The sequence below is a fragment of the Weissella koreensis KACC 15510 genome, from assembly GCF_000219805.1.
GTDB lineage: Bacteria > Bacillota > Bacilli > Lactobacillales > Lactobacillaceae > Weissella > Weissella koreensis.
In genome coordinates, this window is record NC_015759.1 from 248,674 (window position 1) to 274,261 (window position 25,588).

24 protein-coding genes, 1 tRNA gene and 1 riboswitch are annotated in these 25,588 nt (G+C 33.3%); of the genes, 3 read left to right on the plus strand and 22 right to left on the minus strand.

Annotation, left to right across the window (positions count from 1 at the left end; all coding sequences use genetic code 11):
• From prmA to WKK_RS01260, 7 genes are all read right to left on the minus strand, one after another.
• Positions 1-957 (minus strand): 50S ribosomal protein L11 methyltransferase, encoded by a 957-nt coding sequence (prmA, locus tag WKK_RS01230; RefSeq protein WP_013989192.1) that lies wholly within the window; start codon positions 955-957, stop codon positions 1-3.
• Between the two features lie 249 nt (positions 958-1,206).
• Positions 1,207-2,682 (minus strand): amino acid permease, encoded by a 1,476-nt coding sequence (locus WKK_RS01235; protein ID WP_006845644.1) that lies wholly within the window; start codon positions 2,680-2,682, stop codon positions 1,207-1,209.
• A 128-nt stretch (positions 2,683-2,810) separates the two neighbouring features.
• Positions 2,811-2,979: riboswitch (Lysine riboswitch) on the minus strand.
• Between the two features lie 59 nt (positions 2,980-3,038).
• Complete coding sequence (locus tag WKK_RS01240) at positions 3,039-3,398, minus strand: DUF1634 domain-containing protein (RefSeq protein WP_013989193.1); 360 nt, start codon at positions 3,396-3,398, stop codon at positions 3,039-3,041.
• Positions 3,398-4,237, minus strand: a complete 840-nt coding sequence (locus WKK_RS01245; protein WP_013989194.1) for a sulfite exporter TauE/SafE family protein — start codon at positions 4,235-4,237, stop codon at positions 3,398-3,400. Before WKK_RS01245 ends, WKK_RS01240 begins: the two co-directional genes overlap by 1 nt.
• 90 nt (positions 4,238-4,327) lie before the next feature.
• The gene (gene mreC / locus WKK_RS01250) at positions 4,328-5,176 is read right to left on the minus strand and encodes a rod shape-determining protein MreC (protein WP_006845647.1); all 849 of its coding nucleotides are present in this window, start codon (positions 5,174-5,176) and stop codon (positions 4,328-4,330) included.
• 54 nt (positions 5,177-5,230) lie between these two features.
• Positions 5,231-6,235, minus strand: coding sequence for a rod shape-determining protein (locus WKK_RS01255; protein ID WP_013989195.1), 1,005 nt, complete (start codon positions 6,233-6,235; stop codon positions 5,231-5,233).
• Positions 6,236-6,482: 247 nt separating this feature from the next.
• Entirely contained in the window at positions 6,483-6,899 is a 417-nt protein-coding gene (locus WKK_RS01260) for a JAB domain-containing protein (RefSeq protein WP_013989196.1), read from the minus strand.
• Between the two features lie 107 nt (positions 6,900-7,006).
• Here WKK_RS01260 and WKK_RS01265 point away from each other — a divergent pair.
• Both WKK_RS01265 and WKK_RS01270 read left to right on the plus strand, forming a co-directional pair.
• Positions 7,007-7,090: transfer RNA gene (locus WKK_RS01265), tRNA-Leu, on the plus strand.
• Between the two features lie 860 nt (positions 7,091-7,950).
• On the plus strand, positions 7,951-9,030 hold the full coding sequence (locus tag WKK_RS01270; protein ID WP_013989197.1) for a type I restriction endonuclease: 1,080 nt from the start codon (positions 7,951-7,953) through the stop codon (positions 9,028-9,030).
• Positions 9,031-9,351: 321 nt separating this feature from the next.
• Here the strand turns inward: WKK_RS01270 and WKK_RS07240 are convergent, their stop codons facing one another.
• From WKK_RS07240 to WKK_RS01300, 6 genes are all read right to left on the minus strand, one after another.
• Complete coding sequence (locus WKK_RS07240; protein ID WP_013989198.1) at positions 9,352-10,269, minus strand: hypothetical protein; 918 nt, start codon at positions 10,267-10,269, stop codon at positions 9,352-9,354.
• Between the two features lie 154 nt (positions 10,270-10,423).
• Entirely contained in the window at positions 10,424-10,921 is a 498-nt protein-coding gene (locus WKK_RS01280) for a hypothetical protein (RefSeq protein ID WP_013989199.1), read from the minus strand.
• 33 nt (positions 10,922-10,954) lie between these two features.
• Positions 10,955-11,677, minus strand: coding sequence for a CPBP family intramembrane glutamic endopeptidase (locus WKK_RS01285; protein ID WP_013989200.1), 723 nt, complete (start codon positions 11,675-11,677; stop codon positions 10,955-10,957).
• Positions 11,667-11,879 carry a hypothetical protein gene (locus WKK_RS01290; protein ID WP_006845656.1) on the minus strand — a complete coding sequence of 71 codons (213 nt, stop codon included), beginning with the start codon at positions 11,877-11,879 and terminating at the stop codon, positions 11,667-11,669. Before WKK_RS01290 ends, WKK_RS01285 begins: the two co-directional genes overlap by 11 nt.
• 3 nt (positions 11,880-11,882) lie before the next feature.
• A complete protein-coding gene (locus WKK_RS01295) occupies positions 11,883-12,722 on the minus strand; it encodes a Cof-type HAD-IIB family hydrolase (protein WP_013989201.1) in 840 nt (279 codons plus the stop codon).
• A 210-nt stretch (positions 12,723-12,932) separates the two neighbouring features.
• The gene (locus WKK_RS01300; RefSeq protein ID WP_013989202.1) at positions 12,933-13,640 is read right to left on the minus strand and encodes a glucosamine-6-phosphate deaminase; all 708 of its coding nucleotides are present in this window, start codon (positions 13,638-13,640) and stop codon (positions 12,933-12,935) included.
• 194 nt (positions 13,641-13,834) lie between these two features.
• Here WKK_RS01300 and WKK_RS01305 point away from each other — a divergent pair, with 194 nt between their 5' ends.
• Entirely contained in the window at positions 13,835-14,746 is a 912-nt protein-coding gene (locus tag WKK_RS01305; protein WP_013989203.1) for an AraC family transcriptional regulator, read from the plus strand.
• 118 nt (positions 14,747-14,864) lie between these two features.
• On the opposite strand, the gene galT is transcribed toward WKK_RS01305, so the two are convergent.
• From galT to WKK_RS01350, 9 genes are all read right to left on the minus strand, one after another.
• Positions 14,865-16,334 (minus strand): UDP-glucose--hexose-1-phosphate uridylyltransferase, encoded by a 1,470-nt coding sequence (gene galT / locus WKK_RS01310; protein ID WP_013989204.1) that lies wholly within the window; start codon positions 16,332-16,334, stop codon positions 14,865-14,867.
• A 24-nt stretch (positions 16,335-16,358) separates the two neighbouring features.
• A complete protein-coding gene (locus tag WKK_RS01315) occupies positions 16,359-17,534 on the minus strand; it encodes a galactokinase (protein WP_013989205.1) in 1,176 nt (391 codons plus the stop codon).
• Between the two features lie 18 nt (positions 17,535-17,552).
• The gene (locus WKK_RS01320; RefSeq protein ID WP_013989206.1) at positions 17,553-18,983 is read right to left on the minus strand and encodes a glycoside-pentoside-hexuronide (GPH):cation symporter; all 1,431 of its coding nucleotides are present in this window, start codon (positions 18,981-18,983) and stop codon (positions 17,553-17,555) included.
• Positions 18,984-19,501: 518 nt separating this feature from the next.
• A complete protein-coding gene (locus tag WKK_RS01325; RefSeq protein ID WP_013989207.1) occupies positions 19,502-21,382 on the minus strand; it encodes a hypothetical protein in 1,881 nt (626 codons plus the stop codon).
• Entirely contained in the window at positions 21,372-22,391 is a 1,020-nt protein-coding gene (locus tag WKK_RS01330) for a WxLIP family cell surface protein (protein WP_013989208.1), read from the minus strand. The genes WKK_RS01325 and WKK_RS01330 overlap by 11 nt, the downstream gene beginning before the upstream one ends.
• 94 nt (positions 22,392-22,485) lie before the next feature.
• On the minus strand, positions 22,486-23,049 hold the full coding sequence (locus WKK_RS01335; protein ID WP_013989209.1) for a WxL domain-containing protein: 564 nt from the start codon (positions 23,047-23,049) through the stop codon (positions 22,486-22,488).
• Positions 23,050-23,287: 238 nt separating this feature from the next.
• Positions 23,288-23,800, minus strand: a complete 513-nt coding sequence (locus tag WKK_RS01340; protein ID WP_006845666.1) for a cysteine hydrolase family protein — start codon at positions 23,798-23,800, stop codon at positions 23,288-23,290.
• Positions 23,801-23,892: 92 nt separating this feature from the next.
• Positions 23,893-24,228, minus strand: coding sequence for a DsrE family protein (locus WKK_RS01345; RefSeq protein WP_013989210.1), 336 nt, complete (start codon positions 24,226-24,228; stop codon positions 23,893-23,895).
• A 1,078-nt stretch (positions 24,229-25,306) separates the two neighbouring features.
• Positions 25,307-25,552: a type B 50S ribosomal protein L31 gene (locus WKK_RS01350; protein WP_013989211.1), complete on the minus strand. Its 246-nt coding sequence runs from the start codon at positions 25,550-25,552 to the stop codon at positions 25,307-25,309.
• Positions 25,553-25,588: the final 36 nt, after the last annotated feature.

The following is a 25,588-nucleotide window of genomic DNA, read 5'->3' on the forward strand; positions in this document are numbered from 1 at the left end:
TTATTCTCCTGCAATTTTCAAATGTGCAATTACTCCGTACCAATCACCAATCTGCATAACCTCATCAATAGCATAATTTGCATTAACCAAATTAGTTTTTATAACCTCAATCTTATCAAAATAGATACCTGATAATAAGAAATCACCACCTGGTTGCAAATATCCCTCCACTTCTGGAATTAACGGTAGCAAAACCTCTGTTAACATATTTGCTACTACCAAATTATATTTTTCCGTTTTTGGAACACTTTTTAATAAATCACTAGCTATAACAGATACATCTTTTGCGATCGGATTTAAATCTAAATTAGTCTGAGCTGATCGAACCGCCACTTCATCAATATCAGTGGCTAAAATATCTCCCACGCCCAATTGTTTAGCCGCAATACTCAAAACCCCAGATCCCGTCCCGACATCCAAAACGCGTTCGTTTCCCCGAACTACCATTTCTAAAGCTTGCAGCATCAATTTAGTAGTTGGATGTGTCCCCGTTCCAAAAGCCAAACCAGGATCTAAAACAATTAATTTCTCCATTTGATCTTGGGGTGTATATTCTTCCCATTTAGGAACGATTGTTAATTGCCGAGTTACACGAACTGGATGATAATACTTTTGCCATTCTGTTTCCCAATCCTGATCCAACACTACATTTGACGTAACAGTTCCTGGTGCAGCATCTAATCCAAATTCATTTAGTTGTTGCACTTTGTTAGTAATTTCAAGTGTTATTTCAGGCAGATGAAGTCCAAATGCAAAGAAGCCAATGACTAATGCTCCATTTTCACGATGTTTTACATCATCCCAATCTATAAAAACAGTTGCATCATTTGGTTCAAAGTGATCAACGTCAGCAGAATCTTCAATTTGAACACCTTCAGCCCCTGCTTCCATTAAAATATTACTAACTGCATCAACTGCTTCAGTTTGAGTCTCCACTTCAATTGTGTGCCAGCTCATCTTATTTTCCTCACTTAATTTAATTTAATAATATTAAGAATATCATATCATTCTATTTAATACATTCTGAATTTTAAAGATAAAATTATCCTTTAATATTTTACTTAACTTTTAAACCATTTTATTTTCTATCAATTTAAAATAATATTTTATTTAAAAATAAAAGCCCGAATGTCAAATTGACATTCAAGGCCCATCTAAGGAAAATAATTCCTTATTTTATTTATAATAATATTTCAAACATTAAGCCTATTTTTTAGCCTCACCAACAGCTCCTAAATCAATTTCTTCTAATTTTCTTAGTTTAGATTTATTTTTAATCTTATATCCAAAATATAAAAGCAAAAATAAAGGAATTGCCATATAGGTAGTAATAATACCTTCCCAGTTCCACTCGGAAATTTTTCCATGAAAGGCACTTAAATCTTGTCCGACTACGACAACAATACTCAAGAACAATGCTAGCAATGGACCGATCGGGAACCATTTAGCATGATATTTCAATTCATGAACTGAATGGTTTTGACGGTGTAGGGCTCGACGGAAACGATAATGTGAAATAGCGATTCCCATCCAAGCGATAAAACCAGACAATCCAGAAGCGGCTACCAAGTAATAATAAATATTTGGCCCCAAAATGGCAGTTAAAAATGTCAATAAACCTATAAAGACTGTTGCCAAAACTGCTGGTACTGGTATTCCTGTTTTACTATTAACTTTACTAAAAATTTTCGGTGCTAACTTAGTTTCACCCATTGACCATAACATTCTTGATGATGCATATAGACCAGAATTAGCAGCTGAAATAACGGCCGTCAAGATCACAGCATTCATAATCGAAGCAGCTGCAGCAAATCCAGCACGTTTAAATACCAAGGTAAAGGGTGACATCGCAATATTACTTTCTGATGACCGTAATAAATTTGGATCTTTGTAATAAATGATGGCCCCAATGATAAAGATAGCTAAAATATAAAATATCAAGATTCGCCAAAATACTTGTCGAATCGCCTTTGGAATAGACTTAGTTGGATTTTCTGATTCACCAGCTGTAATTCCAATTAATTCAGTTCCTTGAAATGAGAATCCTGCAACCATAAAGACAGCTAAAATCCCATTAATTCCGCCTACAAATCCATGTTTACCACCAGCACTCAAATTATGAGCTACATCTGGCTGATAAGTGAAAGCTCCAAATATCATTAAGGCTCCAATAATCAAGAAAGCAATAACTGCAATCACCTTGACCATCGACATCCAAAATTCTGTTTCACCATATGCTTTAGCCGAAAGTAAATTGATTGATGTAATTAAAACTAATACTAATGCTGACCAAATCCAAGATGGAACATTAGGTAACCAAAAGCCCATTACCACACCCACAGTAGCTGCTTCAACTGCAACTGTGATGGCCCAATTAAACCAATAATTCCACCCCATAGCAAATCCAAGGGCCGGTTCAACATACTGATCGGCATAAACCGAAAATGATCCCGAAACTGGATTGTTAGTTGCCATCTCACCCAAAGAAGTCATTAGGAAGAAAACCATAATTCCCATAACCCCATATGCAGTTAACGCTCCTAGAGGGCCGGCTTGCGAAATTGTAGCTCCAGAAGTAACAAATAAGCCTGTTCCTAATGTTCCTCCTAATGAAATCATCGACAAATGTCGTGTTTTCATGGTTCGCTTAAGCTTTTGCGGACTATCACCATTATCTGACATAAAAAGTCTCCTATCCTTTTATTCATAACACAATATAGTATATTTAAACAAATAAAAAGCCTACGAAATACTATGTAAGATTGTTACATAACGTTTCGCAGACTTATTTAAAGTCAATTCGATAGGAATCATCGATAAGCGCTCCGTAATGTATCATTACGACAATCTAGTTGCTATTAACACCTAGACCAATGAAAAATATGTCTATTTTCCATTTCGGCAATATCCCCTTTCTTTAGTCTCTAAGCCTACCAGCTCCGCTAAATAATGATGTCAATTGCGACCTCTAATCTTTATTCGTTTATAATAGCAAATTATACTTTGCTATATAATATATGTCAATTATTAAATAATTATTACTTTTGACTAATTCCAAAAATCATCGCAACAATCAATATCAGCAAAACTAATGATGTAATCCACATGTAAGTCCAATCTTTAACCTTCATAAAAGCAAACACAGAGGTTAAAACTCGTATCACTGGCGTTAGAATGAGGACAAACAATCCACCCATAAGCCATGCATTGGGCTGTAACACTAAAATTCCACTTAAAATTTTATTTAATTCAAGATATGAATAGTATGGAATAATCTCTTTATTATTCCTAAAGACTAAGAGCAAGCAACCAAATAGCATTAACCCGATAGAAATTGCTACTCCAACACGCAATATTTTACCGATAATTAATTCCAATCGACTCATTTCATCTTTCATTAGCCTATCCCCAACCCCTTCAAGATTAACTGTAACGCCATCAATAACACAAATGGTATAAAAATTTGGCGAATTAACTTAGCTGGTAAATGTTGCATTAATCGAGCTCCAATGGAAGACCCTACGATAATTCCTAAAGCAATTGGTACTGCAATTACTGGCTGAATCATCCCACTGAAAAAATAAATCACAGCCGAGGCCGCTGCAGTAACTCCCATCATTAGATTAGAAGTTGACGTTGAAGGCTTAAGTGGCATTTTCATTACGCCATCCATCGCCATCACTTTGAAAGCACCTGAGCCAATTCCAAGCAATCCAGATGCAATACCAGCTCCAAACATAACGGCTGCTCCCCCTGGAACATTCTTCAAAGAATAACTTACATATTTTTTAATGTTTTTATCATAATATGATCCATTTAATTGTAGTTTTTCAGCTAAATCATCATGATTAACCTCAATTTTTTCATAATTTTTTGCCCGTAATTTCTTCCACATATTCCAAGCTTGAAATATCAATAAAGCTCCAAATAGGAAATATAGAACTACTCCATTAAAATAACCGGTTAATAAAGCCCCGATTAATGCTCCAACAGTAGTAAATATTTCTAAAAACATGGCAACTCTAAGGTTTAAAACATCATCTTTTAAAAATGCAATGGATGAACCAGAAGAAGTTGCGATAACCGCAATAATTGATGCTGCAATTGCATATTTAATATCAACACCCATTAAGGTTAACGCCGGCGTTATTAAAATACCCCCACCTAATCCTAAAATGGAACCTATTAAGCCTGCAATAATACCAACTAATAACATTATCATTGCTTGTGTAAGCATTTTTAATCCTCATTTTCTTTACTCGAAAAAACAAGAGATTTGGAACAATTCCAAACCTCTTGTAATTAATTTCAATGATCAAGTATGTAGTTACTTCTGAATAGCAACAGAAACAACTGGAATATTATTGAAATTCATTGAAGGTTTGATATAGATTTTCTTTGACAAACCATAATCATTCGCTTCAACTGAGCTAACTGTTCCAACAAATAATCCTGCTGGAGTAACTCCGCCTAATCCTGATGTAGTAACTTTATCTCCAGGTTTGATTTCAACATCTGAAGTAACATATTCCATTAAAATTTTATTCTTAGTCTGATTAAATCCAGTAATTAGTCCATCAACCATTTGTCCCTTGTCAGTTGCAATACGAATCGCAAATCGATTTGCGGTTTGACTATTATCTGACAACAATTCAACCTTTGAACTGGTATTTGAAACCTGTGAAATTCGACCAACCAAACCACCTGACCCCATGACTGGCATATTCTTCTTAATTCCAGCATTTGACCCCTGATCAATCACCAATTGAGTTTGCCAATTTACAGGTGAACGTGAAATAACTGAGGCATTCACTAAGGAATAGTCTGTTAATGTATCTGTTAATTTAAGTTGATCTTTTAACGCTTTATTTTCTGAGCGCATAACTTGTAGTTGAACTTTAGCTTGTGCTAATTCGTCCACCTTCGCACTCATTTGTTTATTTTCTTGATAGGTACTAATTAGATTATCAATACTGTTAAAACCATGTTGTACACCACCAACTGGAATGGACACTGTATTGGAAATCCAACTAGTAACATCGTTTAACATTCGATTTGGCATTGATGGTCCTTTATCAGAACGCAATGAATACGAACTAAATGTCAAAACACCTAGAGTCAAAATTGTAATAATAACCCCAATTACTAATCGTCGTGCCGTAAATATTTTTTTCATTACAATACCCTTTTTTCAGTTCCACTTTCTTAAGCGAATCCGGTCCCTCCAGGATTAATTGTTTTTCATTGCATCAATTGACTTCAACGCTTCTCCAGTACCGATCGCCACAGCTTCCAATGGATCATTCGCAATAAACACCGGCACTTTAGTCTGTTCTGAGATCACTTCATCAATATTTTTTAACAAAGCGCCCCCCCCAGTCAGTACAATTCCATGATCAATAATATCGGCTGCAATTTCAGGTGAAGTTTCTTCTAGGGTTTCTTTAATCGCAATAATAATTTCTGCGATCACATCACGTATAGATGTAGCCACATCCACGGCCGTAATTTCGATTGTTTTAGGCAAACCAGTCACTAAATCACGTCCCCGAGCACTACTTGATGGCATTTCTTTTGCAGATTCAATATCAGCTGATCCGATTTCCATCTTTAAGCGTTCTGCTGTCTGTTCCCCAATCAAAACTGAGTACTTTTGGCGAATATATGATGCAATTGATTCATCTAACCGATCACCCGCTAAACGAATCGAACGAGATGAAACAATCCCCCCAAGTGAGATCGTCGCAACATCAGTTGTTCCACCACCCATATCAACGACCATTGAACCAGTTGGCTCTGATACAGGCAATCCAGCACCTACAGCAGCAGCAAATGGTTCCTCAATTACATAAGCATCTCTGGCACCAGCTACCCGAGCAGCATCAATCACAGCTCGTTTTTCAACTGCCGTTACACCTGAAGGAACTCCTACAGTAACATAAGGTTTTGAACCATAACCCGATAATGCAGTTCCTAAATAATGTTTGAGCATTTCTACCGTGGTGTCGTAATCAGCAATTACACCATCGCGCATTGGACGAATAGCATTAATTGATCCAGGAGTACGTCCAAGCATATCTTTGGCAGCAGACCCCACAGCAACAACCTTATTTGTTTTCTTATTTCTTGCTACAACGGTGGGTTCTCGAAGTACAATACCCTTCCCCTCAATGTAGACAAGTGTATTAACAGTTCCTAAATCGATTCCTACATTTCGAGTTCCAAATGAAAACACAACAATCACCCACTTTTCTCTATAATCTGATCTTATCCAATAATAGTTTAAATTTTATCACAAATATGACTTGTCTTCCAATTAAATATCATAATAATTATGCCAGCTTGTAAACTTATTCTACACCGTTTATGAAGCACAAACTATCCCCAATGTTAACGACCTTTTTTAGACTGATTTTACTATCAAAATTAAGTCTATAATTATTAAACTAATTCCAGGATAATATAATTGTAATTCGCACCTACTATTGATTAAAAATCGATGTATCAAAATTCCATAATTCCATAATTGTTCTTACGTCATAATGTAATGAAAAACTGCAATAGTCTACTTGACTGATGATAATGAAGTCTTGTACGTGAATTTGCATTAAGGTTCCACAAATTGCAATTTGGCGAGCCGTTTTTAGATCCGATTGTGATGGCGATAAATTTCCGCTAGGATGATTATGTATTAAAATCAAAGCATAAGCATTTAAGGCAATGGCATTTCTAAATACATCACGTGGATGAATTTGGACATTAGCCAAGCTTCCTTTAGCGACACAAAAATCGCCAATAATTTGTGCTTGTGTATTTAGATAGACAGCCCAACACTCCTCTTGTGGTTCTGATCCTAACTTTATTTGATATTGTTGGATTAATTTATTTGTTTTTCCCATTATTATCCCTCCGGTTAACAATCATTTTTATACACATTAGTAAGGATCGAGAAAATATATTTTATCCAAAATAAAAATAAATTTATGCTATAATTATAGTCGTATTTGCCACTGTGGCGGAACTGGTAGACGCGCATCGTTCAGATCGATGTGAGAGTATTCTCGTGCAGGTTCGACTCCTGTCAGTGGCATTTTGGCATAATTCGTTGATTTTACAAAACCCCACCATATCAGCCTAGACGTTGATGTGATGGGGTTTTACTGTGCTTTCTGTTTTTCGCTTTTCCCGTTGTTCCCCATTAAAAACCACTAATAACCATACCATTTGCTACAAATTTGCTACAAATTGATACACCATTTTAAGCTTGTTAATGCCGTTTTGAATGTAAACAAAAAACTGACGACAACTTCATAAGTTTAACTGAACCTGCAGACGTAGATTGGAATACTATCCTTTCATAAAAAAGAATGGCTATGGTCAGCAACTATTTAAATAATATAAAAAAGTATTGATAGCTACGTTAAAAAGTTGTGAAAGGCTTAAACGATGTGAAAAGGACTTGAAGCTCGTAAGTGTCACTTGTGTCCCTCATTAAGATGAATTTATTAATTATACATACTTAAATGATATTCCATTAAATCAATGAGATTGTTCAGACACTGGTCCATTTTTACCAGCCACAGCCTTTACTAAAGAGTTATAATTATAAATATATAAATTCCAATTCTTCAATTGCGATATTTTTCACTTGTAATACGAAATATAGCATATTAAAGATAGTATTCCCCCGATTTCATTGATTGTGTAGATAGACAAGAAAAAAGGAATGTTCACTATTAAGCTGCTACTATGTTATGCAAGTTTTTTCAAAATACATCAGTTGAATAATAGAAAACGTACTAATTTAATAAAAAGATTTAAGCTACCATTTATGTTTTAAGATATTGTTACAAAGGTACATATTAATTGTAATTAAGAGTTATTCTTTTAGTTTAACTTGTGAAAATATGTGCTAAGTATCCACATTAAAAGACTTGAGGAGCAGGTATTATGGATAAACAAGAATTTGCATCAAAGATAAAGCAATTATCATCTAATTTAAATAATTTAAAAGATAACATTAATAATGAGGAACAAACGAAAAATGCGCTGATCATGCCCTTTTTTATGAATTTAGGATATAACGTTTTTGATCCCATAGAATTCATACCAGAGTTCACAGCAGATGTTGGAATAAAAAAAGGTGAACGCGTAGATTATGCAATCACTTTAAACGATCAAATAGCAATGCTAGTTGAAGCTAAAGAGTTAAAATCGGATTTAAATAACCACTCTTCTCAACTCCACAGATACTTTAATGTAACAGAATCTAAATTTGCCATCTTAACTAACGGTGATGAATATCGTTTCTTCACTGATTTAGATAAATCAAATATCATGGACAGCAATCCATTTTTAACCATACATCTATCAAATATTAAAGATTCACAAATTAATGAATTATTTAAATTTTCAAAAGAAAACTTTGATTCTGAAAAAATTGCAAGTACTGCAAGTGATTTAAAATATGTAGGCCAAATTGCCAGTTTCTTTACACAACAAATGTCCAATACCAGTGATGATTTTGTTAGAATTGTACTAAATGAAATTGGTTTTGAAGGTCAAAAAAATTCTAGAGTTATTGATGACTTCAGACCAATGGTCAGTCGTGGAATACAAGCGCTAATTAACGAAAGAGTTAATGACCGTTTAAGTCATGCTTTGGACTCTACAAAAACAGAAGAAGAACCTTCATCGGTTGTTGTAAGTATCGATGGTGATGAAGCTGATGAAGAAGCAAAGAATGAGATAGTAACTACTACTGAAGAGTTAGAAGTTTATACACTGGCTAAAGCCATTTCGAGGAATACTATTGATATTGATCGTATTTATTATCGTGATAATACAGCATACTTCAACGTTTTAGTAGATGATAACATTCGTCGCTGGGTACTTCGTGCATACTTTAATAGCGTAAGATCATGGATTGTTATCAATGATGGAAATAATACTAAAATTGAATTTGAAAAGCCCGTTGATTTATTCAACGTTGCTGATCAAATAATTGAAGTTACAGCCCAATTTATTTAGTTTGGTATTCAAAATTCGCTAGTCACTTGCCACTGCAGGGATACGTATACGTGCTAAATATCCACAGCAACCTGCTTTTTTAAGATATACAATTTATATTTTGCAGCAAATGTTCTTTTAAAATTATTTGATGCATAGTTTCTATAAGACAAGACGACTATAAAAAGACATTTATCGTCATAATTATTTGCCTATCAATAAATATTAAAAATAAAAAGGACTAACAAACACTCCCACATCGGAGTTTGTTAGTCCTTTTTATTTTAAACATGTTAAGTTTAAACACAAATCAATATTTCCTAATTAATTCGACTCCACTCATCAATTTATAACCATTTTCACTATCTGAATAATTCTTTCTTTTAAAGAATACTTTTTCAAAATATAAACACAACCTAAACTAAATCCACTAGCAAACATTGTATATAATCCCAATTGTTGAGTCATAGGTGTTGGAATAACTAAAATTAGCAATGGAAAAGCATAGACTGCTGGTAATTGAATTCTAAACATTTTTAAAATTATCAGAATCAAAGGCATCATCATTGCAATAAAAATGACATCATTTGAAATTAATTGATGCACGCCCATACTAAGATATGCAATGCCAGTTAAAATGACCACCTGTTTCAAAAATACATTTACAGGATAATGCTCTTTTTGAATGACTTCCAACAACAAAACTAAAACCGGCGGAATGGCAATCATCATATCAACGCCCAACAAATGTACTAATATAATCCATAATAATAATATTTCCAAATATTGACGCATTGCATCTCTTTCAAGAGATTTTATAGGATTTTGAATATTTTTATAACTACCACTCAATAAAACTCCAAGCATTAAAATACTTGTCATACCCACAACAACTAAAATAAAATACCAATGACTAGTATTAGTAACAATTGGTAAAAGTCCCGTTGCAAATGAAGGTGCTAATTTTGAATTAGCTATTTTCAACACAACTAACATTATTAATATAACTAGATATATTTTAAATAAGTAATCTATTTTCAATAAATTAATACTAAATCCCAATATTGCAGTAATCGATGGCATCAAAACAATTTTAAAAGGATTCACAATCCAATGTGACTCTTGCAAAGCTAAAACTCCCACACATAGTACTGCAAATTCAGGTAAAATCAAATGATGGTTCCCCATTTTTACTGAAAATTCTACCATTAATAGGATTAATATATATCCAATTAAATAATTAATTCTTCTAATTTTCATTTAACACCTACCATTTTCAGATTTTAATCAAACACAACAAGAGTAACTATACACGTTTCATCGCATAAATTGTAGTTTTTCAGTTCGGTTATTTTATAAAAAAGATCAGAAACCCAGAATAATCTGAAGTTTCTGATCTTTAATTTACTTATTGTTAAAATTTAGCAAATTGGAATTTCTTCTCACGGTAATGAACATTTGATGCATACTGAAATGATTTGAAAAAATCATCTATTATCGGTTTAAATTCCTGTAACTGTTTTTCCGTTTTCCAAGTCGTTAAAATTGCATAATCAAAACCTTCATTTACTTGTAGTAAAAAGATATTAATTAATCCAGTTTCATCTTGATGATCAGTAATCCATGCCTTCGCGCGCATAATAAAATGTTCTCGCTCGTCATCATTTAATGTTAGATAGTTCCAATCCATCAATCCTCGTAAATCCAGTGATTGATTTTGTTTAAATAAAACATCATATTGCACTCCAGAACTAAATGGGCTTTTCTCATTGATTGAATATTCAATCAATTGAAAATGTTCATGATCATCTAGATCAAATGTTAAATATATTGGTCGATTAGAATAACGTTGTTGAACAGTTTGTAAGACATCTTTAGTACCAAAAGTAGTATAAATATATTCTTTTACCATTATATTATCCTCCATCTTTCAAATTGAAAGTAATTATTGAAATAATAAAATCAACATCGCAACCAAGTTATTTAAGCAATGTGTTGCCATCGAATATTGTAATTTCTGAGTCTTCTTATAAACAAATGCCAAAATTATCCCAGTTAATGAATATTGTATAAATGCCATTAATTGAAATGGTTGAAAAATGACATGGAATAATCCAAAGGCCATTCCTGAAACAACTACATTGGCCCACCAATATGAATTTTTCATAAAGTAATTCATCAAAATTCCTCGGAAAATCGATTCCTCTAGTAGCGGAGCCAAGATAACTGATAAAAAGATTAAATATATTTTAGTTGCTAAACCAGCATGTGCCATTTCAACTAGCGCCAACTGATTAGCAGGTTCAACATTATTTCCAGTAATTAAAATTTTTACGATGGTCACTAACATACCAGCTAAGATAATTAAAACGTATCCCTTAATAATCCAAAGCGTCTTTTGACGTCGAAAGGGCTCAAGTTTATTTTCAGGAGCAGCTAGTTGAATGTACTTTTTCATATACATCAATGTGATATAAAGCAACCCGCCCATCGTTAAAAGCATTGCTAAAATTGGTATCCAGGTATTTTCGTTTATATTGAATGCCTTAGCTATTAATTTGAGCATCAACAGACCAAAGTTTTGAATAATCACATCACAAAGCAACCCAATTAAAATAAATAAAATTCCTAATCCGCCGACTTTCCAAGCACCTTTATTATTTATCACGACTCTTATCCTCATCAACAGCTTTCTTGTTTTGAATATAAACCGTAATTATGGTCATTATAATCGTCGTTATAACCAATAATACAATGTAACCAATAATCGTTAATACTGTTGATAAATCTAGCTTTGTCGCCAAATTACCCCAAATTAAAAATACAATTAAAATCGCTAATCCTGTTATAAATGACAAGGTTCTTTGCATTTTTTAATCATCCCCCAAAACAAATCGTTCTAAAATTTCCGCAATTGCACCATCATTATTTGTTCGATCAGTTATAACTTGAGCTACATCTTTGACTGGTTGAATAGCATTTTGAACAGCAATACCTAATCCAGCGGATTTAATCATCGCAATATCATTTGAATTATCGCCGGCTGAAATAATTTCTTCAGGATTAATTCCTAATTTAGCACCCAGAACATTCCCAGCTGAGCCTTTATCAACACCTGCAGGATTAAATTCAACATATCTTCCAGAGGAATAAGTCGCTTCAACTGCTTCAGAGCCCACTGCTACCAAAACATTTGCCATTATCTTTTCACGCACTTCCAAATTAGAATGTTCAAAAATAATTTTCATCAGAGGCTCTTCATGCTTCAAAAAAGATAGATCAGGTTCCTCTAACAATTCATAAGAAACTCCTCGTTCATCCATATAATTTTTATCAGCCACTGAAATATTATAAATAAATAATTTATCGGTCGTATAAATGTGAGCATCCGTCAAAGGATCACTCTGAATCCCAGTTTTGAAAATTAAGTCTGCTAACATCAAGTCCATATCACGAGCAATTAAAACTTCATTATTCAAATTTTCAACAATTGCTCCTCCATTATAGGAAATTACATATTGTTGTGCTTTGTTTTTTAGACCTAATTTATCTAAGACACCCTGAACTGAATTAAAAGATCGACCAGTGTTTGGTACAAATTTAAAACCCATTTGAACAGCTTTTTTAATTGCTTGAACATTTTTTTCATTAATGGTCCCATTATCGTTCAATAAGGTTTCATCTAAGTCAGATATTAACATTTTATATCGCATCTGGTTTGCCTCTTTTTCATAAATTATTATCCTAATTATAACTTATATCTACTAATTTAACTCAGCATAAAATCTACAGATCTTAATTTACATGATATTGATTTTTTCATCATCCGAATGTGTAAAAAAATGACCAGCATTCGAAAAACGAAAACTAGTCATATCATCATTTCATATCAAAATAAAATGCATAGATATTATCTATCTAAATTATTTATTTAAATTGCTAGCCGCAGCCTCATCTAAAATTACAACAACATTGTCATGTCTTTGTAAAATTGATGCAGGTACATTCTCAGTTACTGGCCCCTCAATCATAGCTTGAACTGCTTGAGCCTTATTTGCACCATAAGCCACCATCAAAATTTGCTTGGCTGACATAATTGACTTGATTCCCATTGAGTAAGCTTGGCGTGGAACGTCATTTTGATCGTCAAAGAAACGTGCATTCGCTTCAATCGTTGATGCTGTTAAATCAACTTCATGTGTAGTTGATTCAAAAGAAGTTCCTGGTTCATTAAATCCAATATGCCCGTTTTGACCCAAACCTAAAATTTGTAAGTCACGTGGGAATTGATCCAAAATAGCATCATATCGTTCTGATTCAGCTATTCCATCAGGATTTAACCCATCGGGAACATAGCTTTCTTTGAAAGGCTTCTCGTTGAATAAATGCTGTTGCATGAAGTAACGATAACTTTGTTCATGATCTCCAGATAAACCTTTGTACTCATCTAAATTAATTGAAATTTTATCTGAAAAATCCATATCGCTTTTAGTAATAGCATCATAGATTGAAATAGGTGTTGAGCCAGTGGCTAATCCAAAAACTTTGGCATTAGTTTGTAAGGCATCTTGAAAAACGCGAGCACCAACTTGTCCACCTTCAACCTGATCTTGAACTTTAATAATCTTCATATTCTTATTCCCAACCTTTCACTTCATAATGGTATATACCAATTATATGACACAAATTTTTAAAGTACAAGTAAAATTAAATAATATCTCTAGAAACTGCCAAACATAAAGATCGCATCTGGTATACCATATACACTTTTCGATAATGCTATAATTAGGTTAATGACTTGTCTGTTTGAGAAAGGTTGCTCATTATGGAAAAATCAATTTTTAATGTCGTTAATAATCATACCTTTAATGCTAGTATCTACTACCAATTTAGTGGTATCAGTCAAACCCTACCCTTCCATACTTTTGGCCCCGCCAAACGTCACGACTACATTATCCATTTTGTACTAAATGGGCAAGGAATTTTTTTTGTAGATAATGAGCAATTTCATTTACAAGCTGGTGATTCATTTTTGATACGCCCAGGCGAATCCATTTTTTATCAATCCGATATTAAGAATCCATGGACCTATGCTTGGATTTCCTTCAATGGATCTGAAGCTAAACAAATTATCGAACATTTTTCCCCTTTTAAAAATGAGCATCATGTTTTCAATACAGCTAATCAATTAAAATATTTAGAACTTATCCAAAAAACACTTAGTTGGTCAGATTCATCACCACAAAGCGAATTACAATTGAATCAATTAGTTCATGAATTATTGATTCAAGTAATCCAAGAATATCCATCACAGAAAAATCCACAAAATGATTTCAAAGGATCAAAGCTGGCCCGTCAAGCACGTGAATATATGGATGAATACTTCGAAACAGGAATCAATGTAAATGATGTAGCTAATGAATTAAATGTTAACCGATCATATTTAACTAGAGTTTTTACTAGTAATTTTGGTCTGTCGCCTAAAGCTTGGTTAATTGGGGTTCGGATTAATAAGGCCAGCGAGCTTTTGCAAATGGAAAAAATGTCAGTTGATGAAATTTCCGAATCTGTAGGCTTTAACAATGTCTCAGTTTTCAGTCGATCATTTAACAAAATGGTCGGCGAAAGCCCCAGTAAATATCGTAAAAATCGTCAATTTAAACGAACAACTAATCTACATAATCAGCAAATTAAAGATTTACTAAAAGCAGCTACACCTGTTCGTCAAACTACATAAAAATATATAAAAACCGATGTCTAAAGTCTTTTGATATAATATGCTGTTTATCTTCTCATTTTTAGTGGGAAGCAGTATAAATATCAAATTTAAAGATCATCGGTTTTATTTTTAACTTCTAATCAAAAGTGGCAATAAATTCAGAAAAGCCTCGATGACCTTCTGCATCATCTTTAAATACACCCGCATCGGATAGTACTCTAGTAAAGACATCTGCCACAGCTTGTTTAACATAAGCATCGACATCGGTAAAAGAATGTTGTTTTAATTGATCAGCCCATTCTTGATGAATTGGATTAACCTTCTCAGCCTTATTCATCAAAAACGCCTTGACTTCATCCAATTCTCTGACCAAACGTGGAGGTAAAATCGCTAGTCCCATCACCTCAATTAAACCAATGTTCTCTTGCTTAATATGTTGAACATCTGCATGTGGATGAAAAATACCATCCGGATATTGATCATTTGTATTATTATCACGTAAAACTAAGTCAAGTTCGAAATCATCCCCACGCCGTCGCATAATTGGCGTTACAGTGTGATGTCTTGTACCTTGATCATCACTTGCCTGAATCAATAAATCAATATTGTCATATTGATTCCATTTCAAACGAATCATTTCCGCCGCTTCAATTAAAGCTTCTCTGTCAGCGGATTTAAGACGAATCACACTCATTGGCCAATTAACAATTCCCGCCTGGACCATTGGGAAATTATTTAAATTAATCTTCTCTCTGATAGGTGCCTTAGCCATTGGAAAATCATGTTTTCCAGCTTGGTAATGATCATGCGTTAAAATGGATCCACCCACAATTGGTAAATCGGCATTTGATCCGATCATATATTCTGGAAATTGTTCAACGAAATCAGCTAGATGCTCAAAACTTTTCTTATTTACTATCATGGGTTGATGAATATGATTTAAAACAATGGCATGCTCATTAAAATATGCATAGGGTGAGTACTGAAAGCCCCACTTTTCACCAGATAATTCTAAATTAATAATTCGATGATTGCTTCGAGCAGATTGATTTAAGCTTCCAAAAAAACCTTCGTTTTCAATACAAAGTGCACAATCTGGATAACTATTTTGTGGTAACTTCAATGCTGCAGCAATTTCCTTAGGATTTTTCTCTGGTTTCGATAAATTAATCGTAATCTCTAGCTCTCCATATGGACTAGGTGCAAAATAATGAATATTTTTAGCAATTGATCGCATTTTTATATAATTATTTTGTTGAGATAAATGATAAAAATAATTGGTAGCCGCGTTTGGTTGCTGTTGATAATATTCCCAGAATTTATGATTAACTTGACTAGGTAAAGGCGTAATTGTATCCATAATTAACGCTTCCATCATATCTAGATTAACTTTATCATTAATCATTTCATTGCTTTTAGCCGCATCCATTAAAGTCGATACAATTGTTTCCAATTCCTCTGGCGTTTTAACTTCAGGCGTACCCAAATTATTTGAACCAATCAATCTTAATAATTCATTTTGATGATAAATTCGATCTTCTTCCTCAATTCGACCATTTTTGATTGCAATGGTCGTTAAATCATATACTGCTTGACCAACATTCATTTATCCCATCTCCCCGTTTTGAATTTAATCTTTTAACTTCATTGCACCATCCCCAATATGGGCAACGTAAAATTCTGGTGTATAACCAACAATTTTCAAATAGTCATCGTACACATTATTTTCAAATTTAGTTATCTCAGATTCTTTAACTAAAGCAATGGCACAACCACCAAAACCAGCTCCGGTCATTCGAGCTCCCAAGACACCTTCTTGGGCTTGAGCTGATGATACCAATGTATCTAACTCCAATCCAGTCACTTCATAGTCATCTCGTAATGATGCATGTGATTCATCTAATAATTTACCAAATGCTTTTAAATTACCAGCTGACAATTCAAGCTTGGCATCAATCGTACGTTGATTTTCATAAACTGCATGTCGAGCACGCTTGATCAAAATTTCGTCTTGAATCAAATCTTGGTTTTCATCAAATTCAGCATTCGTTAACTGGCCTAATGAATCAATTTCTAACCCACCAGCTTGAAGGCGGCGTAGCGCTTCTTCACACTCAGATCGTCGTTCATTATATTTAGAATCACTGAGTTCACGTCTTTTATTGGTATTCATAATAACGATCGCATAATCGCCCAGTACAACAGGCACCATTTCATGTTTCATGGTGTTAACATCTAATAAAATGGCTTCATCTTCTTTTCCAAAGCCAATAGCAAATTGATCCATAATTCCAGTATGCAACCCAAAGTACTCATTTTCAACTTTTTGACCAGTCTCTACTAGATCCAAACGATTCACTTCTAATTGATATAAGTCTTCTAACATAACTCCTACCAATAATTCTAACGAAGCTGATGACGATAACCCCGCTCCATTGGGGATATTTCCTTGAACTAATAAATCAAAACCATTGTCAAAATAATATCCCTGTTCTTGTAACTTCTTAATCATTCCCTTAACATAGTTCGCCCAACCATGTTTTGGATCATAATCCAAATTATCAAGATCAACTTGAATAACTCCCTCGGTGGCAAAATTCATTGAGTACAAAAAGACTTTTGAATCATTCCGTTTAGCGGCTACTCCATAAGTACCATAAGTAATCGAAGCCGGGAAAACATGTCCTCCATTGTAATCAGTATGCTCCCCAATTAAGTTAATTCGTCCTGGAGCAAAAAATTGTTGTGTAGTCTTAGGCCCAAATTTTTCAGCAAAAGCTGTATTTAATTCTTTAATTCGCTTCATAATCTTAATCCTCATTTTCTATAATTTTGTATTTTCGTCTTTTTTGTAACGTGATTCAAGTTCCTTAACAATTTCAGCATGCTTTTTCTCTGTTAATGTAATTTTCCAAATGAAAATAATCATTGAAACTAGCATTAGAACACCTGGAATTACGAATGCATACAAATGATATGTTCGAATACCACTCGCCGTAATGTCACTTGCCGTAGCGCTTCCGGTCATACCAGCAGCAATAGCTACAAATCCCACAATGGCATTTGAGAAGGCCCCCGCCAACTTATCAAGTAATGGTCGCAAAGATAAGGTTACAGCTTCCTTTCGAACTCCATTCTTCCATTGACCATATTCAACCGAATCGGTAATTGTCATCAAAACTGACAAGAAAATTAATTGTTGTGGGAAATAGAACAAGATCAAGCCTAAAGTAATAATACCAATATTATTACCGGCTACCAAAAATGACGTATATCCTAATAACATTAAAATAATTCCCAAAATAAAGACATAACGGCGGGTAATTAACCGTGTCAAAATCGGAAATAGTGGGACAGCAATGATTCCAGTAATCATTGAGATAACTCCAACCAAAGCAAATTCTGACACTCGACCGATTACAAACTTAAAGTAAAACATCAAGACACCAGTCGTTGCTACGTTAGCAATCGCATAAAACATATATGAAATAGCCAACCACATTAATTGATCATTCATAAATATAGCCTTGAAAACATCTACAATACTATATTTCTCATTCTTTTCTTGTCGACGTAAGATCGTATTATTTTCTTTTGAGAACTTAGCTGTTATAATTGCTGATCCAGCTGAAATAACTGCAATAACAATTGCAAACCAGAACCAACCAGCTGCACTTTCATCACCTTTACCACCTGTCATTGCCGTAAAGAAAGCCACAATTGGAACTACCAACGCAGTCGTACCATTAGCCCCTAATGAAGATCCGAACCGGGCAAAAGTTGCCAAGGTTCCACGTTCAGCGGTATCATTTGACAATGCAGGAATCATTGACCAAAAGGCGATATCCTTAAATGAATAAAAGCTATCCAAAATAATAAAAATTACGGCAAATAATCCTAAATATAATGATGGTTGACTAACTGCTAACCCAAAGAAATTAGTATAAATAATTACCAAGGCCACCGCTGACACTAACCCACCAATGACTAACCATGGTTTAAATTTACCATACTTAGACTTCGTATTATCAATTATACTTCCAATAATTGGATCAAAAATAATTTCAACTAATCGAATTCCAACAACTAATGAGGTAATTAAACCGATATATTTAGCCTCAGTTGCTTTATCAGCACCTGTAAATAATGTACTTGTAACGAAAATCATAAAATAAGTTGATAACGTTACATAGTATGCATCATGCCCAAACGCACCAAAAGCATAAGCAAAACGCTGTTTCATTTTATCAGGCATAGTAACACTCCTTAAAGTTTACTGATTAATATTTTTACTACGCCTTAACTATAGTTTGAAAGCGCTTTCGCTTGCAAGGCTTTTTGTTACTCTATTTTGACCTTTTGTGACTCTTGATTGTGAATATACTTACAATAAAAAGTTAGAAGTGTTCATTAATTGAAAAAATAAATAACTGTATCGACTCATAATACCTGTAATAAATTATTCAATCATTTTTAATAATTAATTTAATATATGTTAATTCTATTAATTAATGTATATACGATGAGAATTATTTAATTAAATTAAAATTTTATAATTATATTCACTCTCCTCAATGAACATTCATCCAATTTAAAATCATTTGTGATTTATAATACAGTTTACCGTAAATTCATTTAATTAAATTTTATTTTTATATCAAAAAAGGTAGATATAAATATATCTACCTTTCAATAAAAAGCTACTAATAATGAATATTACTTACCTACAATAATTTCTCATACAGTTTTACATTTTTTTACTCTAAAAATATATTATTCAATAGCACCATCAACTAATGTATAAGTAACTGTTCCATTAAATACCCCAGCCTTATCACTTTTTGAACTTTGAACTAATAACCCATGTTCTGCATCTGTAGTATATGTTAGTTTTCCCGCAGAATTAGGGTCACCATTTGTACCGGCATTAAAATCAGCACCCTGTAGAATATTTTGGGCGCCAGATCCTAAATTAATAACATCTGCACTGCCATTCTTCTTAAATCCATATTGATGTTCTGGATCTCCGGATACAGAAGCTTGTAATGTGAAATTGTGTTGCTGAGCACGTGAATCAAAAACCGAAAAAACTTGTTGATTATCAGTCGCCCCATTTCGTGGTAACCAAACTTTACTTTTATCATTTGGGAAAATACTATCAGCTAATTGATATACCCAATTTGACGGTTTTACCTGATTAGTATTGTTAATTTCACCTGGTTGAATATCCACTCTAGTTGCATTCTGCAAATTACTTAAATAACTATTACCACTAATTTTAGGGTTCATTTGATCATTTGTTTTCCAATCACCGGTGATGCTACCCAACTCAGCCACAAATAAACTATTTAGCTCATTATTTTGAAAACCTTTAATTGTTAATGGGCTAGTTGTCCCCAAATCTAGTATTAAATTATTGGCCTGAACGGGTGGAATGGTTTGCCCCTGCATCGAAAATAGCTTCACCGCATTTAAATTAATTTTAGAACCACTAGCCCCATTTCCGTTAATCACTCGTTGATTAACATTAGTGCTAGTATTATTGGTTTTCAGTATCGTCTGGCTTCCATTTTGCGCCGTCAATGTTAGTTTCCCCATAGATTGCGGGTTTAGTACCGAAATATTTGAAATGAAATTAGTAACCGCATTATTCCCTAAATTGATATTAGTTGTAGTTGGTAAGATCACCCCGCCCCAAACTGAATTAGCAGCTGGTGTTTCTGAATTGGAATAACCTAGATTATTCCAATTCATTGTTCCATTATTAGTAATGTTCACAGTGTTAGTTGTTATTCCACGACCATAATACAAGATATTTTTTTTAGCGTTATTATTTACTTCCCAAGTAGCACCGGTATTCACCGAAATATTAGATGTATTACGTCCAGTATAAGCAACACTAAACATTCCATCATTACCACCACCACTTCCCCAAGTCATCGCTGTTTTACCGTTAACAACCGTTAAATCAGATATTTCTGCAAATTCTTGGGTAGAAGTACCTTTAATATTAAAATTATTTTGTCCAGTAAATCGTAATGGCACATAATAAGCTGAAAACATTTGTGCACCAGCGTCTGATAAATTAGGATAATTAATACTTACATTATCATAGGTCAAACTACCTGAAAAATTACTAGGTACGATACTCCAATCTCCTCGAAATAAAGAATAGTAAGATAATAGATAACCACTAGTTTTACCCGTCTCATTCGTTGGATCCGGTACAGTCGCATCTCCGTTGGTTGCACTAGTATATTCACTCGAAGATTTAATATTATGCAATGTTACGTTAAGGCTAGGTTGTAAGTTGGACATAATGAACGAAGAAGATATCCGATTCTTGACATAATACATATGATTATTAAAATCGATATCCAAATTTTTAATATTGCTATTCACTCCCAGATTAATGTCTGGAATAGTTATATCTTTATCCACCGATATGGATAAAGAACTTGGTGCTGGATTTGTAATACTCCAATATCCAGCAATATTAGTTGCTCCAATTAAGCTTACTAAATCGGCTCCTGTTGTAATGTGATAAACATTATTAGTATTAGTAATACTGGCTTCAACTTTATTATTACCGTAAAGTCCTGCACCTAACCATACGCCTAAAATGATTAAAACTATTTTCATTTTATTCCGCATTTTCTTGCTCCTTCTTCCGCCTCAGTAAAATAAATAGCCAAATCAATGCAATAATTAGCAATAAGATAATCACTCCCAACAAAATTATTAACCAAGGGCTGGTAGCATTAACTTTAAAATTAGTTTCTTTTTTAACTGCTTCTTTGACCTCAAACGCTTTATTCCATTGCCATTGATTCCCATATTTGTCTTTTGCAGACCCTTTAAAATGATACTTACCCGCCGGAATTTTACCATCATGACGCAGCACATAATTAAATTGAGAATTTGGGGCCACTGATCCTTGATCGACTTTTTTCTTAATTAAAGTCTTACCTGTTTTATCATTTACAACCTTAGTATCCATTTTCAACTCGGTTATATTAATATTTGTTGGATTTCTCATTTTCACAATTACGCCTGGCAAATATTGATATTGACTCGCTTTAATGGAATTAATCGTTAATTTAGGTTTAACTTTGTTATCGTTTTGATGTATTACTAATCCCTTTACAAAAGCAAATTTATTAGTAATTCCTTCTTTACTACTTTCAGTAATCTTTTCAACTCGAATCCCACCAGCAACGATCCCATCATATTTTTTTTGAGGCATTTTTATTTTAATTGAAAAGGCCTTATTTTGATGACTAGGAACAGTCAACTTGGTGTCACTAATTTCAGTAATTTGGCGGATTTGAATATTTGGTTTAGCTCCAAATCCATCTGCATTGCCGCTTTTACCATATTCAATAATGACATTATCAGACGTTTGAGCAGGATTAATTGCAATCCGATAAGTCGCTTTTTCATCTGACAGATTCTGAATCGTTAAATGTAAAGTCGTTTCATCGCCGGGTTGCATTTTCAAATCATAGGTTGTGTCCTTATCGGTTTGAAATTCATTAGCTTTGCCATCCACCGTAAATTCAGCTTGTGGCTGATTATCATCCGCATACACAACGACTCCACCAGTTCCACCACCAATTATTAATAATATCACAAGCGAAAACAATATTTTTTTAATATTCATAATTAATTACCTATTTTATGTAAAAAGCAGACCATTAGGCCTGCTTTTATTAAATCTGATTAGGTGTGAAGCAGGTCTTCACCTCAAAAATATTTTATCTCAAAGCACCATCATTAATAGTATATACAATTGTTCCAGTATATGTACCAACTTTGGCATTATTTGAAATTTTTATGTTACCTTTTGTACTTTGAGTCTGTTTCGTTCCATTAGAGTTACCATTTCCAGATAGAATCAGTGCCTCCCCAGATTTAATATCAGCATTTGTCGCTCCTGTCAAAGAAGCATCGCTCACTGCTGTGTCCAAGGTCATCGATACAATGGGTAAATTAACCTCATCAGTATTTTGCATATCTGTCGCCTTAGCCGTCACTTGATATCCTGCGTCAGTTCCACGGCTATCAGTTACTTGAAGAGCAGGGGATCCAACGATACCGTTTTCATTAATTGCAGCTTTGGTTGTTAAGCTACCCCAATCAAAACTAGGAACAGTATCTAGCGTGATAGCGCTCGGATCACTTGTCAGGCTTAAGGTTGTGCTCCCATTAGAATTTGCTAGAGGTGCTGCGTTAATTAAGATGGGAGCTGTCAATAGCCCTCCAACTAAAGCAGTGGCACCTAGTAATGCACGCATACGGTTTGCATATAAATTAAACATATTGTCGCCTCCTTTGAATTTACATTGAATTAAATTTCCTTATCTATAGAATAACAGAAATGTCTCAAAAATGAAAGCGTATTCATTTAAGAGTTTTTTTCTTATCTTTTTTTAACAAAAGTGCTTCAATGCAAATCTAAATCACATTGTATATTTATAACAAAAAAGGCAAGGAAATAAACATCCTTGCCTTTATATAAAATGATCGTTCTCACAATCTATTCATTTCAATTATTTATTAATCAATAATATCGACTTGTAATGTTTTTAAAACTTCTAATACATTCTCATGCTTTTGTGGAGTAGTTCCCGCTGTTGCGTGGGCACTTACCATTACTTTAATTTCTGGTGCTATATTTTTAATCAAAATAGCATTAGATATTACACAAATATCAGAATCTAAACCGATTAGTTCAACTTCTTCCACCTTTTCATTTAATAATAATTGAGCTAATTCAATTGAACCAAAGGTACTTTTTTCAATAATATATTTAAATCCTACTTGAGCTGCTGGATAAATTTCCCAACCGTGTGACTTATATTGGGTATGTATGACTGGCAAATACTTACCTTCTTGAGTAGATAAATAATTTTCACCATGCGTATCCATCGTAGCAATTCGTTCATCTTTTGAATATTCGGATAACTTTTTCAAAACTGCAGGAATAATTTGTTGAGCTTCAGGCGTTCCTAATGAACCATCAATAAAATCATTTTGAAAATCAATTAAAATCAGCATCTTTTTTGGCATAGCAAGCTCCTTAAGTGATTAATAGACAAGGTTACCATTAATTTAACTCATTTCATCTTAAATATCCACCAATTTAACTTATCTTACTTTACTTAAGGTTTAATATAGCTGAATCCCGCCCTTTGTTGCAAAGACAGTTCAACCACCCCAGATGACACTGATTTAACTTGATCTTGAATTTCATTCAAAAGAATATTCCTTTGATTTAATGAATTTTCACAGATCATAACTTGAACATCTAATTCAGTCAATTTTTTTAAAATTACAGATGAATCTTTTTTAGCCATTTCAACAGCATCTCCATTAATGACTAATTCAATAATCCCATTTTCATGATTAAACTTCATCCACTCAAATAAATGGTATATATTTGAATTTACCATTTCCCATTTACTATTTTCATCAATATGAAAAATTGTATTTAACATACTCTTACCACCTTATCTATTTCTGTATACAAAAAAATGCACTAACGATGAGTTAGTACATTTTACATAGGTGAACTACTCTCACCTTGATTTATTAACAAATGTATCTGAAGAGTTTCGAGCTCATATCTCACTAAATCAGAATCATAACATCTCTCTGTATGGAAATAAAGAATTAAATTGCATTACCATTTATGCTACAAATACACATTCATAAATTTATTTAGGTTTTATCTAAAAGAATCATTTTATAGTTTATTAACTAGTGATTTCTCAAATTTACGAAATTTGTTAAGTGCTTATCAGCACCAATAAACTAATATTAACATCTTTTATTACAAAAAGCAACTTATATTCAGTTAAACTTTATTTTACCAATCATATCATCAGCTTACACTAAATGTTTCATCTTAATTTTAATATACACGACAATCCCATACACTTCTTTTTATCATTATATTTATGATTTACAATATTGATAAAATGATTGTAATAACAGAAAGGATCGAGACCCACATATAAGCTTGATTTCTCTCAGTCCTATAACGCCATATCCCCCACACAAGCATTAATGAATATGAAAATACTATTAGCCAACCAGTATTAATAAACATATTTATAACAGTTGTTGTAATTACCAAAATCATTAAAATTAAATCTACTTTTCTCATTATTTATTACATATGATTATGAATAAAATAAACCTAATAAATATGATCACAATTATTTATATCCTATCGATTAAAGATATTTAAAATTATTGAAATTCATACTTTGGGTCTTTTTATACACTTATTCATATATCCTTTCAATTATATAGACATTATCCCATAAATATTTTTGGTTTATAAACTTCATTAAGAATATAACAGCTATTTTATTTCAATACTACCAAATGTTTTTTAAACGATGCCTAAATGGTGTCCAAGTTTAAAATAACCATGAAAAAGTGCCCAAAAGGTGCCCAAAATTCAATTCCCATCACAATCGATCATATTCCATCACGACCTTTTTAAACAAAGAAAAGCCCTGATATACCAACGTATTTGTTGGAACATCAGGGTTATCATAGGCTTAATTAGTTCTTAAGACCATATTTCTTATTAAACTTGTCAACAGCTCCGTCGGCTTGAGTAAACTTAGCCTTACCAGTGTAGAATGGGTGTGAGTCTGATGAAGTTTCAACACGAACCATTGGGTAAGTTACTCCCTCAAATTCAGCAGTTGCGTCAGTCTTAACAGTTGAACCTGCTAAGAATTGAGCTCCAGTAGTAGTATCAACGAATACAACGTCGCGGTATTCTGGGTGAATTCCTTCTTGCATGATGTTTCTCCTTATAGCCCTGATCCATCTTGGAAA